The sequence below is a fragment of the Catellatospora sichuanensis genome, from assembly GCF_007483665.1.
GTDB classification, from domain to species: domain Bacteria; phylum Actinomycetota; class Actinomycetes; order Mycobacteriales; family Micromonosporaceae; genus Catellatospora; species Catellatospora sichuanensis.
Genome location: NZ_ML660191.1, coordinates 133641 through 148982, shown reverse-complemented (window position 1 = coordinate 148982; position 15342 = coordinate 133641). Strand labels below are relative to the sequence as shown.

Genomic DNA, 15342 nt, shown 5'->3' with positions numbered 1-15342 from the left:
GCACGCCGCCAGCGTTCGTCCTGAGCCAGGATCAAACTCTCCAAAAAGAATTCAAAAACCCGGCAAAAGATCAAACCCCGACAAATAAATGTCCGAATCCGAATCCATCACCAAAGCAACCACCCCGACCAAAACCGGGATGGCCAAAAATTGGCACTTGGCTTAAATAGCACCCTGTTGAGTTCTCAAAGAACAAGCACACACCGAACACCACCCGATTCCTCGGGAAGCACTGCGGGGCTGTGTCGTTCACAGTACCGGACCGGTTTCGCGGCCCCCTAACCGGGGTCCGCCCCACTCCGGGCGGCCAAGCGATCCGGCCTCCACCCGAGCTCTTCAGCCCCGGTGTTTTTGTCCGTTCCTCGCTGGCAGAGAGAACATTACGCGGGCCGTCGGGCGGGATGCAAATCGGGGTCGGTTGTCCCCGGTCACATCATCCCCACCTGCCCATACGTGAATCCGAATCACTCGGATCGGCCTGACATAGCGCCAGGTGAAAGTGCGAAACGCGTTTGCCGGCCGGTCCGCCACGGCTGCGGTCAAGGCCGTTCGATGCGATCGGCGACCTCCATCGCATGACTCAGCGGCGCCAGATGGCCACCGGGCACCAGTTCCGCCTCGACGCCGAGCCGGTCACGGGCGACGCGTTGCTGGAACCCGGCCGGGAACATCCGGTCGTCGCGTCCGGCGAGGACCCGGATCGGCACCGCCGGCCAGCTTTCGAAGGCGCACGGGTCGCCGAAGATCCGTTCCGACTCGTCGCGGTCGTGACTCAGGGCGTAGTCGGTGAGCTCGGCGGGCACGTCCTGGAAGAAGTCGGTGCGCAGGTCGGACTCGGCGTCGGGGTCTCTGCCCTCCCGAACGGCCAGTTCGCGCCGGGCCGCCGCGGAGCCGGTGGCGTCGCCCCAGGCCGCGGCCGTCTCGCCGGGCAGCGGGATCATGGCGTTGACGAAGACGATCCCGGCCACCGGCCGGCGGGCGGCCACCGCCGCCGCGGTGAACCCGCCGAGCGACAGCGCGACCAGCACCGGATCCGAGTGCTCCCCCAGCGCCGCTTCCACCGCGTCGGCGTACTCGGGCAGTCCGGCCTTCTCGTCCTCGGCGGGCAGGTCCACGCTGACCACGTCGTGGCCGCGCCTGGTGAGCTCGGCGGCGACGAGGTGCCAGTACCAGGGGTCGCCGCCGGCGCCGGGAATGAGCACGTAGGTCGTCATCTGTCCGACGCTACGCAGGTCGACCGACAGAACGGCCACCACGCGGACTGCGGCCGCTCAGGACCTCGGCATGCTGGTGAGCAGGTAGTCGTCGGCCTCGGTGTCCCACCGCAGGTCGACGATCCCCGCGGTCGCCGCCGCCTTGCAGAACTGCAGGAAGCTCCGATAGCCGAGCTTCTTCTCGCTGAAGTCCGGCTGCGCCCGGCGCAGGTGGTTCTTCAGACCGGACAGCGCCACCGGGCCCGAGCTGCGGCTCAGGTCTGCGACGACCGAGCGCAGCAGCCCGAACTCCGCCTCCGGACCGCCGAGCTCGGGCAGCGAGACCTCCGGGTCCCCCTTGGCCGGCCCCTCGCCGAGCTCGATGATGTCGTGTTCGGCGAGGTACCTCAGCGATTCCCCGAAGGTGCGGAAGCCGTAGTCGCCCTCGTTGAACGTCGGGTCCTTGCGCAGCAGGGTGCGCTTGAGCGTCGACGCGGTCACCGCACCTCCGGAGCTGCCCTCCAGCCCGGCGACGGTCTGTGCGACGAGCACCGCGAGGGTGTCCACGTCGCCCGCGGACTCTTCCGAAGCCGCCGGGGCCTCCAGCTCCGGCTCGATCGGCTGGGGTGCCGTCTCCTGCGGTCTGGCCTGCGCGGGCGGCCGGCCGCCCCGGATGCGCGCCGGCCTGATCTCGACACCTTCGAGCCGGTCGTAGTAGAGGAACTCGTCGCAGGCCGGCGGGAGCAGCGCCGAGGTCGACTGCTCGACGCCGACGCCGATGACGCGCTTGTTGAGCTCGCGAAGCTTGTGGACCAGCGGGGTGAAGTCGCTGTCGCCGGTGCCGAACACGAATGTGGAGATGTAGTCCCGCTCGAAGGCCAGCTGCAGGGCGTCGACGGCCATCTTGATGTCGGCCGAGTTCTTGCGGGACGCGCCCATCCGCTGCGGGATGTCGATCAGCTCCACATGCGATCTGGTCAGCAACCGGCGGTCCTCGTCGAAGTACGACCAGTCGGCGTACGCCCGGCGCACCACCACCCGTCCGCGCTCGGCGAGCGCGTCGGCGATGGGGCGCAGGTCGAACGTCATGCCGCCGAGGTGTTCACGGGCACCGATCGCCAGATTCTCGTAGTCCAGGAACAGGGCAATGCGATCCTCTTGATCCACGCGGACCAGCGTACGCCCTGTCTTCGCGCGGGAGCACGACCTCTGCACTAAGCGGAGGTCGCCGCGGCGCGTACGTGTCGAAGAGGCAGCCGGGCGGCGTCCGCACAGCGGCGGGATCGCCGTGCCGGTGGGCGGGGGCGTGCCGCGCCGGCTGCCTGGTGTCCGTGGAGGGCGCGCCCGGGTCGTCGGGGTGCGTCCCTCGGGCGGGGGCTCAGAGGTCGAGGACGTTGAGGGTGACGCGGTCGGTGTGCGAGGGCCAGTTCGGGACGGTGAACTGCTGGCTGCCGCCGGCTGCCCGGGACTGGACGGTCACGGTGACCGTGCCGGAGGCGTCCGCGGCGGCGGGGATGTAGACGTCGGCCGCGGTGATGAACACCTCGTCGAAGTCGGCGATGGCGGTGCTCAGGTCGGTGCGCTGGTCGACGAGCTGATCGTGGGCGAACAGGCCGATGGCCCGCTTGTCCCGCGGTGCGGTGACCGCGTTGAGGATGTCGACGCCGTTCACCGTGAGGTGGTCGCTGTTCGCGCCCTGGTCGCCCCACCATTCCTTGTATCGGGTGAGCGACAGCGCGCTGTGCCTCGGGTCGACCGGCACCCGGCTGCTGATGCCTTCGCCGGGCCGGTTGGTGAGCAGGCGCAGGAGCCGGTCGGTGCGCTGGAACGGCTGGAAGTAGTGGTGCTGCACGTGGCCCGCGCTGTGCGTGATCGCGAACTCGTAGCGGGCCTGCGGTACGGCGGTGAACGGGCCGAATCCTCCGTCGGCGGCGATGGTGAACCGGGCGAAGGGCTGCGAGGTCTGGCGGCGGCCGGTGGCGGCGTCGATCTCGTACACGTCGACGCGCGCCCCGGTCGCGGCGGCGTTCGACGGGAACAGCACGGTCTTGCCGGTCAGGGTGATCGGGCCGGTCGCGGCGACGACCGCGGTGGTGGCCGGGTCGGTGCCGGTGAGGAACCGGTGCATCTGGACGAAGCTCTGCGTCGAGGTGACCGTCTGGGTGTGGGACTGGTCGCTCTGGTACACGTTGGTGGCGCCCCAGATGCGCCGGGAGGTGGTGCCCTCGCCCCAGATGGCCAGGGTGGGCACGCCGCCGGGGCGGCTCAGCGCGGTCGCGCCGTCGAGGTTGACGTAGTGGGCGACCTTCGCCGCCCGTGACCGGGTGCGCAGGAAGCTGTGGCTGAGGAACGTGCCCAGCGAGTGCGCGACCAGGTCGATCTTGTCCGCCCCGGTCTGCTGGCGCAGCTGGTCGATCCGCTGTTCCAGGCGGTTCAGCACGGTGCTGCTGCTCTCCGCGCTGAACGAGTAGTCGTAGTCGATCCCGTCGATGATCTCGACCGGGTAGCCGTTGCTCGCGAATCGTTTGGCCTGGGTCTCGAACTGTGCCGCGGAACCGGCCGCGCCGTGCAGGAACACGATGGGGCGCCGCACCGCGGCGGCCTGGGCGGACGGCTCGGCCGCGAAGCCCGCGGCGGCCGGTACGGCGGTCAGCGCCAGTGCGGCGGTGACGGCCAGCAGGATGGTGCGCATCGGATCCGTCCTCCATTCTCAAGCATGGATATGGGGAGGTCCGATGCTATGGCTGCGGCAATACCGGCCGAGTCGGCAGAATCACCAGCTTTCCCTGATTCATGCGAAAAGCGGTAGGACCCGAGCAGCGCGGGGCGGGCCGCGCCGGCGCAGCCCGCCCCGTCCAGCGCGGTGTCACGCTGGGATCAAGGAGGAGAGCAGGGCCGCGGTCTCGGCCGGGCGTACCAGCACAGTGGCGTGGCTGACATCGAGCGACCGGACGTCGAACCGGTTGCCGGGGGTCAGCTTGTCGGCCTCGGCGATGAACCGGTCCTGAAGCGCGATCGGAATCGACCGGTCGGCGGTGAGCCGTACGTAGGTGCGCGGAATCCGGCCCCAGGTCGCGGCCTGCGCCCGCTCCTCGCCGGCGTCCAGGCTCTCGTCCGGCTCCAGGGTGTTCAGGAAGCCGTGGAACTCGTCGTCGGTGCCGTCGGCGAGCACGGCCTCCCGAAGCGTCGCGAGCAGCGCCGGGTCGGCGGTGCGCCAGTTGAGCCGCAGCGCGCCGATCTCCGCCGGGTTCGCGGCGAGCAGGCCGCCGACACCGGACAGCGCCGAGGTCGCGTTCTCTGCCGACTCCTGGTAACCCGCCGGGGTGTCCTCGACGCAGCACCAGGCCGAGATGTAGACCAGCCGGTCCACCAGATCCGGGGCGGCGTTGCCGACGCCGGTCAGGGTGAGACCGCCCCGGCTGTGCCCGACCAGCACGACCGGCCCGTGTTCGCGTACCCGTTTCACCGCGTCCAGGACGTGCGCCACGTTGTGCGCGTGCCCGATGCCGGCCATCGCGCTCGGTGCGGCCGCCAAGGCGGCGAGGTCCTGCGGCGCCTGGTACGCCGCCGGGAACGTCGCGCCGAACCCGTGCCCGGGCAGGTCGACGGCGAGCGACCGGTGCCCGCGGTAGGCAAGTTCCCGCTGCATGGGCGCCCAGGCGAACGAGTTGCTGCCGGAACCGTGGACGAAGACGAAGGTCGTGGCTGTCATCCGGCCATGATCGCATCGACTCGGCCTCGTCCACTGTCGATAGTGGTCAAGATCATGATCGGTCGGTGCGGTCAGGCACGACGCGGCACAGCAGCGCCGCGACCGCTCCGGTCAGGACCCCGACGAGCACGCCGGTGACCAGACTCGACACCGCCGCGGCGGTCCGCAGCAGCAGCTCCTGCACGGTGGGGTCGAGGTCGGCGAGATTGCCGCCCAGGGTCGGGGCGACCCCGCCGAGGGCATGCGCCCACAGCAGCTGGTGGCCCACGGCGAGGAACACCCCGTAGATCGCGCCGACGACCACCACGGTCAGGAACGGGCGCGGCGGACGCCGCCACAGCACGGCGGCGATCCAGCAGAGCGGCGGCACGAACACGAACAGGCCGTTGACGAAGGTGCCTTCCTGGATCACGTCGAGGTCGTGCAGCACCACCCGCGGCGCGGCCAGCGCGGCGAGCCCGACCAGCACCGGCAGGCTGAACCCGACCCGGTGCCTCATCGCGCGGTCCCTGCACCGGCGGGTGCGCCGGGAGCGGTCACGCGGGCCCGGCGCAGCAGAGCGGTGAACGCGAGCACGGCGGTCACGGCACCGCCGGCGACGCGCACCCAGTGGCCTGCGACGAACTCCGCCGCGACCTGGCGCAGGTATTCGGGGGTGTGGGTGCCGACCGGGTCGACGAACATGATCTCGTTGCGGGGCCAGAAGAACACCGCGGAGAACAGGAACTCGCAGGCGAGGAACGTCGCGGCGGCGCCGGCGAGCCACCACCGCAGCCCCCGGTCACGCCAGGTGAGGACGGTCGCGGCGAGGCTGCTGACGACCACGGACGCGCCGAGTGGCGGGAAGTAGTCGCTGGGTCCTCCGGCGATGATGAACTCGCGGGCGCGCTCCAGCGACGCCGGCGGGTCGGCGAAGATGTTCGGATACAGCATCACCGTCTCGGCCGCGACGCCGCCGAACGACAGCATCGACGTCCAGACCAGCGCGATCAGCACTATCCAGGTCAGTTTGGTGCGGAACATGGCGGGGTCCTCCCGGGGGCGGTCGCGCCGTTTCGGGCGCTGTCGTCAGGGTCGCCGACGACGCTAGGTCGGCCGGCCCGCCCCGTCTGCCGCCTACAAGCGCGAACTCTGATCGCTTCCCGGCGTACGCGCGGGGTCGTGGGCTTTGCCGGTCGGTCCCGGGGACTCCGCCGACCGCGAGCGGGTGACACGGTGTCCGCGCCGGTACATCAGGGTGCGATGCGATCACGGATCGCTTCCGGGCGTACGCGACAGCGGCCAGGTGTCGCCTGACGGCGACAGCGCGTCCGACCGTGGCGCTCTAGGCTCGACATGTGCCTGGCCGACGACCTTCCCGCACCGACGTGCTGCTGGCCGCCGGCACGTTCGCGCTGGTCGCGGCAGCGGTGGCCACCCATGGCGGGTCGGCGGCCGAGGCGGCGCTCGGCTACTGCTTCGCGGTCGGCTTCGGGGCGCTGCCGCTGCTGACCTCCCGATGGCCGGTGCCCGCGCTGCTGGCGATGGCGCTCGGCGTCGTCACGTACTACACGCTCGACCTGACCCCGATCGGTCTGGCCGCGCCCACCGCCGCGGTGCTGTACGCGGCCGCGGAACAGGGCCGGGCCAGGGCCGCCGCCCTGGTCGCCGGAGCGCTGCTGGCCGCGTCCGTGGTCGCCCGGCTGGCCGAGGGCGACGACGCCTCGATCGTGCTCGGCGTCGAACTCGGGTCCCAGGCCGCACTGATGGTGGCCGTCATCGCCCTCGGCGACGCCGTACGCAGCAGGCGGTCGCTGCGGGCCGAGATGGCACGGCAGGCGGCGGCCGCCGCCGAGGAGCAGCGCACCGAGGCCGCCCGGCAGGTGGAGGCCGAGCGGCTGCGGATCGCCCGCGAGGTCCACGACACGCTCGGCCACGCCGTGTCCGTGGTGACGCTGCAGTCGGCCGTCGCGCAGGAGGCGCTGGCCGACGACGCGCCCGAGGACGCGATGGCCGCGCTCGCGGCGATCCATGCCGCCGGCAGCAGCGCGATGGCCGAGCTGCGGGCGACACTCGGCACGCTGCGCAGCTCAGGTCCCCGCTATCCGATGCCGGGCCTCGACCGGCTCGCCGAGCTGCTCGAAGGGGTCAACCGCGGCGGGCTGCCGGTCGAACTGCACGTCACCGGGCAGTTGGACGCGGTGCCCGCGGTCGTGGGCACGACCGCCTACCGCGTCGTGCAGGAGGCCCTGACGAACGTGCTGCGGCACGCGCAGGCCACCCGCGTGGACGTGTCGGTCCGGGTGAGCGCGGCACGGCTGTCCCTGGACGTCGTCGACGACGGTCGCGGCGCGGTGCTGCCCGGGCCGGACGACCACGGTTACGGTCTGCGAGGAATGTCGGAACGGATCGCGCTGCTCGGTGGGACCGTCGACGTCGGCCAGGCCGACGCCGGTGGCTTCCGCGTGCACGCCGACCTGCCCCTGCCGGGGACCGCGAGATGACGCCGCTGCGGGTCGTACTGGTCGACGACCAGCACCTCATCCGCACGGGCCTGCGAGCCGTGCTCGAACGGGCACCCGACATCACCGTCGTCGGCGAGGCCGGTGACGGCGCACGCGGCGTGGACGTGGTGCTCGCCGAACGGCCCGACGTCGTCCTCATGGACGTGCGCATGCCCGGCGTCGACGGGATCGAGGCCACCCGGCGCATCCTGGCCGACCGGCGCCTCACCCGCGTCCAGGTCGTCATGCTGACCACGTTCGACGACGACGAGTACCTCTTCGAGGCGATCCGCGCCGGGGCGGCCGGGTTCCTGCTCAAGGACACCACGCCGGAAGCCCTGCGCAACGCCGTACGCACCGTGGCCGGCGGCGATGCGCTGCTGTCGCCGGCGGTCACCCGGCGCGTGCTCGCCGCCGCGGCGCGCTCGCCGGTGCAGGACGCCGGACGCCTCGCCGGTCTCACCGAACGCGAGCGCGACGTGCTCGCCCAGGTGGGCGCGGGCCGGTCCAACGCGGAGGTCGGCGCGGCGCTGCACCTGAGCCCCGACACGGCCCGCACCTACGTCAGCCGCCTGCTCACCAAGCTGAACGCGCGCGACCGGGCCCAACTCGTGGTCATCGCCTACGAGAGCGGCCTGGTGCGTCCGGGCGAGCGCTGACCGGCCGACAGGCCGTGTGGTCACCGTCTCCGCCGTGCCTCTCCGGGAACAGGGGCCGGGCATTACGAAGCCATGACCAATAGGCGAAGCGGTCGTCGGAGCCCGATGCGGAGCGGACGATGGACGGGCGGGGTGTGCGCTTGGCCTCCCATCTGGGGGAACACCTGGCGGCCGGCACCGGTTGAAAGTGCCGGAACCCGAAATAGTAGACCGGTCGACTTCTTGGCCGCCGTAGGAGAGAAGGACATCCGCATGAACCTCAAGCTCGAACTCATCATCCTGCCCGTATCCGACGTCGACCGGGCCAAGGCCTTCTACGAGCAGGCGGGCTTCCGCCTGGACCTCGACAAGGCCGCCAACGAGCAGTGGCGCGCGGTGCACCTCACGCCGCCCGGCTCCGAGGCCTCGATCATGTTCGGCCAGGGGCTCACCACCGCCGCGCCGGGCTCCGTCCAGGGCCTGTACCTGGTGGTGCCCGACATCGAGCAGGCCCGCGCGGACCTCGTCGGCCGCGGCATCGCCGTGAGTGAGGTGTTCCACGACGCCAACGCGCTCGTGTACCACGGCCACCACGGCGGCGACATCACCCACGACGGCCCTGGGCAGGGGCGGGTCGCCGGTGTGCACCCCGACGGTGCCGACTACGGCTCCTTCGCCACCTTCAGCGACCCGGACGGCAACGGCTGGGTGCTCCAGGAGGTCAAGAAGCGCGCCCCCGGCCGCTGACAGCGCACGGACCCGTGCGTGGGACGGGTTGTCCCGGCTGTTCCGGCCCGGGAACAGCCGCCGCGCAGGACCGCTGGGCGGTGCCAGGTCCGCGCTCCACACCCAGCGGTCGGGCCGCCCTGCGGGCGCGTCGCCCCCACGCCGCCGGACCGGTCTCCCAGATGATCGGGAGACCGGTCCGGCGATACCGCCCGAAATCCGGGAACCGCACGACCACACCATCCGACCAGACCACAGGAGCAGCGATGAGCGAAGCAGCGACGAACGAGCCGGCCCGCAGCTATGACGTGGTCGTCATCGGCGCCGGCCCGGTCGGCGAGAACGTTGCCGACCGAACCAGCGCCGCCGGGCTCAGCACCGTGATCATCGAACGCGAACTGCTCGGCGGCGAATGCTCGTTCTGGGCCTGCGAGCCCAGCAAGGCACTGCTGCGGCCGGTGATCGCGCGGGCCGACGCCCGGCGCGTGCCCGGGCTGCGCCAGGCGGTGGCCGGGGAGCTGGACGTCGCCGCAGTGCTCGCCCATCGCGACAAGATGGCCAACCACTGGCACGACGAGGACCAGGTCGGCTGGCTGGACTCGGTCTCGGTCGACCTCATCCGCGGCCACGGCCGGCTCGACGGCCCCCGCCAGGTCACCGTGCAGACCCCCGACGGCGGCACCATCCGGCTGACCGCACGCCACGCCGTCGCCGTCTGCACCGGCACCCGCACCGCCCTGCCCGGCACCCCTGGCCTCGACTCCGTACGCCCCTGGACCAACCGGGAGGCGACCAGCGCCGACCACGTACCCGGTCGGCTGGCCATCGTCGGCGGCGGTGTGGTCGCCGTCGAGATGGCCGCCGCCTGGCAGGCGCTCGGCTCCCAGGTGACCATGCTGGTCCGCGGCGACGCCGGACTGCTGTCGAAGATGGAGCCGTTCGCCGGGGAGCTGGTCGCGGACGGGCTTCGCGAAGCCGGCGTCGACATCCGGTTCGGAGCCACGGTGGCGTCCGTGATCCGCGAAGGACGCGAAGTCCGGATGACGCTGGCCGACGGCACCGAGCTGGCCGCCGACGAGATCCTCTACGCCACCGGGCGCGCCCCGGCGACCACCGACGTCGGCCTGGACACCGTCGGCCTCACCCCGGGCGACTGGCTGCCCGTGGACGACACCGGCCTGGTCACCGCCGTCGCCGACGGCTGGCTCTATGCCGCGGGCGACGTCAACCACCGGGCGCTGATGACCCATCAGGGCAAGTACCAGGCCCGGATGGTCGGCGCCGCGATCGGCGCCCGCGCCAACGGCGAGCCGGTCGACGACACCCCCTGGGGCGCACACGTCTCGACGGCCGACCACACGGCGGTGCCCCAGGTCGTCTTCACCGACCCCGAGGTCGCCTGCGTCGGCCTGACCACCCGCGAGGCGCAGCGGTCCGGCCGCCGGGTCGAGGTCGTCGACTACGACATCGCCCGGGTCGCGGGCGCGCACCAGTATGCCGAGGGATACCGCGGCCTGGCCCGGCTGCTCGTCGACGTGGACCGCGGCACCGTCGCCGGGGTCACCTTCGTCGGCCCCGGCGTCGGTGAGCTGCTGTATTCGGCCACCGTCGCGGTCGCGGGCGAGGTGCCGCTGGAACGGCTCTGGCACGCGGTGCCCGCCTTCCCGACCATCAGCGAGGTCTGGCTGCGGCTGCTGGAGACCTACCGGGACCGGCACCGGCCACGTCGTAAGCCGCCGGCGCACTCCTGATCGCGGACCTCCGCTCAGCAAGACTCACCGAAGGAGATCAACCCATGGCAGCCAGTGACCTGGTTCTCATCGCCGGCGCCGGTGGCGTGGGCCGCACCGTCCTGGAGAAGTTGCGAGCACAGGACGTTCCGGTACGCGCGATGGTGCGCCGCGACGACGAGCGTGCGGCCGAGCTGCGTGCCCTGGGCGCGGACGTGGTCCTCGGCGACCTGACCCGGCCGGAGACCGTCGCCGCCGCTCTGGCGGGCGTCGGGCGCATGTACTTCGCGATGCCCGTGTCGCCGGACCATCTGCTGGCGGCGACCGTGGTGGCCAGCGTGGCGCGGGAGTACGGGCAGCTGGCAGGCCTGGTCGACATGTCGCAGATGACGGTGTCGCAGATGACGGCCACCAGCACCGGCGAGTCGCACCAGCAGCGGCTGCACTGGCTGGCCGAGCAGGTGTTCGACTGGTCGGGCCTGCCGGTGGTGCACCTGCGGCCGACCTCGTTCCTGGACAACCCCCTGTTCACCACGCTGGCGGCGCAGTCGATCCGCCGGGACGGCACGATCGCGCTGCCCTTCGGCACCGGCCGCACCTCGCCGATCACCGTCGACGACGTCGCCCGCGTCGCCGCCACGGTGCTGGCCGACCCGGTGCCGCACGTCGGGCACGTCTACGAGCTCACCGGGCCACGAACCGTCGACATGACGCAGCTGGCCGAGGAGTTCTCCCGGGCGCTGGGCCGCACCGTGTCGTACGTGGACATGCCGCTGGACCGGTGGCGGTCCGAGGTGCTCGCGAAGGCCGGTCTGCCGCCGCACACCGCAGCGCACATCGCGACCATGGCCCGGCTGCACCAGGAGAACCGCTACGACCGCACCTCCGACGGCGTCGTACGCGTCACCGGCACCCCCGCCCAGACGATCGAGGCTTTCGTCGCCGCGCGCCGGGACTTCTACCTGGGCTGAGTCATCCGCGGCCGCCGCACAGGCGTCCCGTCGACGACCTCCGAGAACACCACCGACCGCTGAGGAGACGACACCATGCGCACCGCACCCGACAGCCCCGACCGTGCCGAGACGGCCCGCCGTGCCCGCTTCGGAAAGCTGCCCAAGCAGGTCCGCCCCGAGGAGATGGTCGAGGAACGGCCGGCCACACCCCCGGCGGACAACGTCTACGACCCTGATGAATGGCTCGTCCGCTACTGCTGGTGAGCCTGCTCGAACCCGTGATGGAGGACTCCCGTGCGACTTCCCAGACCGATCCTGATCCTGTCGATGGCGATGCTGGCGGCGAGCGTAGCCATAGGTTGCTTCGCCCATGTCGCTTGACGACCCGGCATGGACCTCGCCGTCCGCGCGCCGGTGGCATGTTAGCGGCGCGTGAGCGGAACCGTTCACCGCCGGCTAACGCTGCCTGCGGATACTTGCGCAGGGCAGTCTGGCGAGGAGGGCGTATGCGGGTGTTGGTGGTGGACGACGAGGAGCTGATGGCCGCGGCCATCGCTGAGGGTCTGCGGCAGGAGGGGTTCGCGGTGGACGTCGCCCACGACGGGGCCGGGGCGCTGGACATGCTCGCCGTCGACGGCTACGACGTGTTGATCCTGGGCCTGCCCCGGGTGCACGGTGACGAGGTCTGCCGCAGGGTCGTGGCGGCCGGCACCGGCGTACGGGTGCTGATGCTCACCGTCTTCGTCTCCGATGCCGACCGGATCGCCGGGCTGAGCATGGGGGCCGACGACCACCTGGCCAAACCGTTCGCGTTCACCGAGCTGGTGGCCCGGGTGCGGGCGCTGGGGCGCGGCGGGCTCGGCGAGCCGCGGCTCATCGAGACGGTGACCGCAGGGGGCAACCGGCTGCCATGAAAGGTTCGTGGCACGGCAGCCTGCGGGTGCGCCATACCCTCATGTTCGGGCTGATGTTCCTGCTCGCCGGCAGCGCGGTGCTCGGCGGCGTGCTGATCCTGGTCCAGAACAGCATGGACTACAGCCTGGCGGTGGTCTTCGCCCGCAAGCTGGAGAAGTACAGCCCGGATGAAGAACCGTGGTTGGCCAATGCCATCACCACCGACGAGGTCTCCAGGCAGATCATCATGGACTCGATGCGCGACAACCTCCTGTTCAAGGGAGGCTTGACGCTGCTCGGCGTATGCGTGGCGGCGACCGCGGCGGCCTGGTGGCTGTCGGGGCGGCTGCTGCGCCCCCTCAACATGATCACCGACACGGCGCATCGCATCGCTGGGCGCACCCTGCACAAACGGATCGAATTGGACGGCCCGCCCAGCGAGGTGAAGAGCCTGGCCGACTCGTTCGACAGCATGCTCGACCGCCTCGACGAGGCATTCGCCGGCCAGGGTCGTTTCATCGCCAACGCGGCCCACGAACTGAAGACCCCGATCGCGGTCAACCGCACCCTGCTCGATGTGGCGATGGCCCGCCCGGACAGCCCGCCGCAGATGCTGCGGCTCGGCGAGAACCTGCTCGCGGTCAACCTGCGCCATGAACGGCTGATCGACTCACTGCTCACCCTGGCCAGAGCAGAGGAGGCGGTCACCGACCGGCGGCCGGTCGACCTGGCGCAACTGGCAGGGTATGCGCTCGACTTCACCGCGAAGGCGGCCGCGGAGCAGCGGGTGCAGGTCCAGGCGCAACTCGCGGCGGCGCCGGTGCTCGGCGACCCGATCCTGCTGGAGCAGTTGATCCGTAACCTGGTCGACAACGCGGTCCGCTACAACCACCCGCACGGCTTCGTGTGGGTGCAGACGCTCGCCGAGGTCCGGCAGGTCGAGATCATCGTGACCAATACGGGCGTGCTGATCTCGCCGCACGAGGTGCCTGCGCTGTTCGAGCCGTTCCGCCGGCTCACCGACCGGGTGGGTTCGGCCAGGGGTAGCGGTCTGGGCCTGTCCATCGTGCGCGCGGTCGCCCAGGCCCACGGCGGGGACGCACTGGCCATCCCCCGTCCCGACGGTGGCCTGTCGGTACGCGTGATCCTGCCCCGCAGCGACGCCCTACCGGCATGAACCCACGCCCCAACCCGAGGATCTATCTACATCAGTCGATGTTAACGGTATGTGTGGAATTTCGTTAACCGCCCCATAACACCGCCTTTGGTGGACTGTGTCCCTAGACGGCCGATGAACCCACCGGCGTCCAGGACAGGCAAGCGGCGACGTTCCGGAAAGGACACGTCGTGTGCGATGCGAAGACAGCCCCGAAGGAGAAGTAGATGCCGATCGACGGCAGAAGTGTGAGCCGCCGTTCAGGGCGTGGCATCCGGTACGCGGCACTGGCGGCGTGCGCGCCGTTGCTGGTGGCGGTGTTGACGGCGTGCGGGCCGGGCGGGTCGGAGACCACCGGCGAGGCGGACGCCGGCACCGCCGGCCTGTGGGACGCCTACGACAAGCAGAAGCAGAACCTCGCGACGTGCCTGAACGAGAAGGGCCTTGCCGAGGTCCGCTACCTCGGTCACGACAACCTGATGGAGTTCTCGGGCCTGCCGGAGGGCGACCTGACTCCCGACCTGATCGCCTGCTTCGAGAAGTGGCCCGCGCTGGACCGCCCGGTGCAGGACACGCCCGCCAAGCCGACCGAGGAGCAACTGCGCGAGGGCCGGGAGATCGCGAAGTGCATGCGCGAGAACGGCGTGCCCGACTGGCCCGACCCTGATCCCCACCCCGGCCCGATCGACGGGGCCACCGCGCGGCGGGAGAAACAGGAGCACAAGGCCAAGATGCAGCAACCCGTGGTCAAGGCCGCGTCGAAGATCTGCATGCCCTGGAGCAGCGACGTGCTGGGGAACGGATGAGCGGCCGGTGGCGCCGGGTGCTTTTCGGTGTCGTCGCCGCCGCGGTGTTCACCGCGGCGGCGGCGATGTCCGCCGGGGTCTTCGCCGGAGGCTCGGACGACAGCCCCGTCGGCGCTCCCGCGGTCGACACGGTCAAGGTGACGCTTTCGACGATCACGGCGGCCACGATCGTCGACGGCGAGATCGGCTATGGCCAGGCGTCGGCGGTCACGTCCAAGGCGGCCGGCACCCTGACCTGGCTCCCGGCGGCCGGCAGCACGGTGCGGCGCGGACAGCCGCTGCTGCGTGCGGACAACAACCCGATCGTGCTGCTCTACGGCGAGCTGCCGTTCTACCGGGCCCTCGCCGACGGGGTCAAAGGCCCGGACGTGGCCCAGCTCGAGGCGAACCTGATCGCGCTGAAGTACACCGGCTTCGAGGCGGACACCTCCTACTCGGCGTCGACCGCGGCCGCCGTCAAGCGGTGGCAGAAAGATCTGGGGCTGCCCGTCACGGGCACCGTGGCGCCGACGGACGTGATCGTCGCACCCGGTCCGCTGCGGATCGCCACCCAGACGGCGCGGCTCGGGGCGCCGGCCGCCGGTGACATCCTGACCGCCGGCCCGACAACGCTCGTCGTCACCGCGAAGGTGCCGGCCACCGAGCCCGACCTGGCCAGGAAGGGCATCAAGGCCACCGTCGCGCTGCCCGACGGCGCCCCGGTGGAGGCGACCGTGCTCGGCGTGGTGACACCCACCGACGGTGCGCCCGCGGATGCGCCGCCGGACCAGGGCCAGCCCCAGGTCACCGTGCAGCTGGTCCTGAAAGCTGCAGCCCAGCCGGAGCCCGGTCCGGTGCGGGTCCGCTTCGTCACCGCCGAGCACGCCGACGTGCTCGTCGTGCCGATCCAGGCGCTGCTCGCCGTCGGCGAGCGCGGCTACGGCGTGGAACTGCGTGACGGCGTGACGAGCCGGATCGTGCCCGTGCAGACGGGGCTGTTCGCGGGCGGCAAGGTCGAGATCAGCGGCGAAGGCATCACCGAGGGCGTCACCGTGGGGGTCGCGCAGTGAAC

15 protein-coding genes and 1 pseudogene are annotated in these 15342 nt (G+C 71.3%); 10 read left to right on the top strand and 6 right to left on the bottom strand.

What is annotated here, in order from left to right:
- Window positions 1–539: 539 nt before the first annotated feature.
- The 6 genes from FLL47_RS13390 to FLL47_RS13365 form a co-directional block, all read right to left on the bottom strand.
- The gene (locus tag FLL47_RS13390; RefSeq protein ID WP_144120835.1) at window positions 540–1214 is read right to left on the bottom strand and encodes an alpha/beta fold hydrolase; all 675 of its coding nucleotides are present in this window, start codon (window positions 1212–1214) and stop codon (window positions 540–542) included.
- 57 nt (window positions 1215–1271) lie between these two features.
- Entirely contained in the window at window positions 1272–2360 is a 1089-nt protein-coding gene (locus FLL47_RS13385) for a PIN domain-containing protein (RefSeq protein ID WP_144120834.1), read from the bottom strand.
- A 211-nt stretch (window positions 2361–2571) separates the two neighbouring features.
- Window positions 2572–3885, bottom strand: a complete 1314-nt coding sequence (locus FLL47_RS13380; RefSeq protein WP_144120833.1) for an alpha/beta fold hydrolase — start codon at window positions 3883–3885, stop codon at window positions 2572–2574.
- 174 nt (window positions 3886–4059) lie between these two features.
- A complete protein-coding gene (locus tag FLL47_RS13375; RefSeq protein WP_144120832.1) occupies window positions 4060–4905 on the bottom strand; it encodes an alpha/beta fold hydrolase in 846 nt (281 codons plus the stop codon).
- A 52-nt stretch (window positions 4906–4957) separates the two neighbouring features.
- Window positions 4958–5404 (bottom strand): hypothetical protein, encoded by a 447-nt coding sequence (locus tag FLL47_RS13370; protein WP_144120831.1) that lies wholly within the window; start codon window positions 5402–5404, stop codon window positions 4958–4960.
- Window positions 5401–5928: a DUF1772 domain-containing protein gene (locus FLL47_RS13365; protein WP_144120830.1), complete on the bottom strand. Its 528-nt coding sequence runs from the start codon at window positions 5926–5928 to the stop codon at window positions 5401–5403. The genes FLL47_RS13370 and FLL47_RS13365 overlap by 4 nt, the downstream gene beginning before the upstream one ends.
- Before the next feature lie 314 nt (window positions 5929–6242).
- On the opposite strand from FLL47_RS13365, the gene FLL47_RS13360 reads away from it, so the two are divergent.
- The 10 genes and pseudogenes from FLL47_RS13360 (at window position 6243) to FLL47_RS13320 (ending at window position 15340) form a co-directional block, all read left to right on the top strand.
- Window positions 6243–7388, top strand: a complete 1146-nt coding sequence (locus tag FLL47_RS13360) for a sensor histidine kinase (protein WP_144120829.1) — start codon at window positions 6243–6245, stop codon at window positions 7386–7388.
- On the top strand, window positions 7385–8047 hold the full coding sequence (locus FLL47_RS13355) for a response regulator (protein ID WP_144120828.1): 663 nt from the start codon (window positions 7385–7387) through the stop codon (window positions 8045–8047). The genes FLL47_RS13360 and FLL47_RS13355 overlap by 4 nt, the downstream gene beginning before the upstream one ends.
- A 252-nt stretch (window positions 8048–8299) precedes the next feature.
- A complete protein-coding gene (locus FLL47_RS13350) occupies window positions 8300–8773 on the top strand; it encodes a VOC family protein (protein ID WP_144120827.1) in 474 nt (157 codons plus the stop codon).
- A gap of 245 nt (window positions 8774–9018) precedes the next feature.
- Entirely contained in the window at window positions 9019–10503 is a 1485-nt protein-coding gene (locus FLL47_RS13345) for a dihydrolipoyl dehydrogenase family protein (protein ID WP_144120826.1), read from the top strand.
- A gap of 44 nt (window positions 10504–10547) precedes the next feature.
- On the top strand, window positions 10548–11453 hold the full coding sequence (locus FLL47_RS13340) for an NmrA family NAD(P)-binding protein (RefSeq protein WP_144120825.1): 906 nt from the start codon (window positions 10548–10550) through the stop codon (window positions 11451–11453).
- A 75-nt stretch (window positions 11454–11528) separates the two neighbouring features.
- Window positions 11529–11699: a hypothetical protein gene (locus FLL47_RS42880; protein ID WP_186315704.1), complete on the top strand. Its 171-nt coding sequence runs from the start codon at window positions 11529–11531 to the stop codon at window positions 11697–11699.
- Between the two features lie 242 nt (window positions 11700–11941).
- Window positions 11942–12286: pseudogene (locus FLL47_RS13335) on the top strand (response regulator transcription factor); the annotation flags it as partial.
- Window positions 12287–12345: 59 nt separating this feature from the next.
- Entirely contained in the window at window positions 12346–13506 is a 1161-nt protein-coding gene (locus FLL47_RS13330) for a sensor histidine kinase (protein WP_144120823.1), read from the top strand.
- 206 nt (window positions 13507–13712) lie between these two features.
- On the top strand, window positions 13713–14291 hold the full coding sequence (locus FLL47_RS13325) for a hypothetical protein (protein WP_144120822.1): 579 nt from the start codon (window positions 13713–13715) through the stop codon (window positions 14289–14291).
- Complete coding sequence (locus FLL47_RS13320; RefSeq protein ID WP_144120821.1) at window positions 14288–15340, top strand: peptidoglycan-binding protein; 1053 nt, start codon at window positions 14288–14290, stop codon at window positions 15338–15340. Before FLL47_RS13325 ends, FLL47_RS13320 begins: the two co-directional genes overlap by 4 nt.
- Window positions 15341–15342 lie beyond the last annotated feature (2 nt).

Bases quoted from the DNA above. Each gene is read 5' to 3' on its own strand.
- FLL47_RS13350 (WP_144120827.1), top strand. From the start codon at position 8,300: ATGAACCTCAAGCTCGAACTCATCATCCTGCCCGTATCCGACGTCGAC.
- FLL47_RS13355 (WP_144120828.1), top strand. From the start codon at position 7,385: ATGACGCCGCTGCGGGTCGTACTGGTCGACGACCAGCACCTCATCCGC.
- FLL47_RS13365 (WP_144120830.1), bottom strand. From the start codon at position 5,928: ATGTTCCGCACCAAACTGACCTGGATAGTGCTGATCGCGCTGGTCTGG.
- FLL47_RS13340 (WP_144120825.1), top strand. From the start codon at position 10,548: ATGGCAGCCAGTGACCTGGTTCTCATCGCCGGCGCCGGTGGCGTGGGC.
- FLL47_RS13390 (WP_144120835.1), bottom strand. From the start codon at position 1,214: ATGACGACCTACGTGCTCATTCCCGGCGCCGGCGGCGACCCCTGGTAC.
- FLL47_RS13370 (WP_144120831.1), bottom strand. From the start codon at position 5,404: ATGAGGCACCGGGTCGGGTTCAGCCTGCCGGTGCTGGTCGGGCTCGCC.
- FLL47_RS13325 (WP_144120822.1), top strand. From the start codon at position 13,713: ATGCCGATCGACGGCAGAAGTGTGAGCCGCCGTTCAGGGCGTGGCATC.
- FLL47_RS13380 (WP_144120833.1), bottom strand. From the start codon at position 3,885: ATGCGCACCATCCTGCTGGCCGTCACCGCCGCACTGGCGCTGACCGCC.
- FLL47_RS13330 (WP_144120823.1), top strand. From the start codon at position 12,346: ATGAAAGGTTCGTGGCACGGCAGCCTGCGGGTGCGCCATACCCTCATG.
- FLL47_RS13375 (WP_144120832.1), bottom strand. From the start codon at position 4,905: ATGACAGCCACGACCTTCGTCTTCGTCCACGGTTCCGGCAGCAACTCG.
- FLL47_RS13345 (WP_144120826.1), top strand. From the start codon at position 9,019: ATGAGCGAAGCAGCGACGAACGAGCCGGCCCGCAGCTATGACGTGGTC.
- FLL47_RS13320 (WP_144120821.1), top strand. From the start codon at position 14,288: ATGAGCGGCCGGTGGCGCCGGGTGCTTTTCGGTGTCGTCGCCGCCGCG.
- FLL47_RS42880 (WP_186315704.1), top strand. From the start codon at position 11,529: ATGCGCACCGCACCCGACAGCCCCGACCGTGCCGAGACGGCCCGCCGT.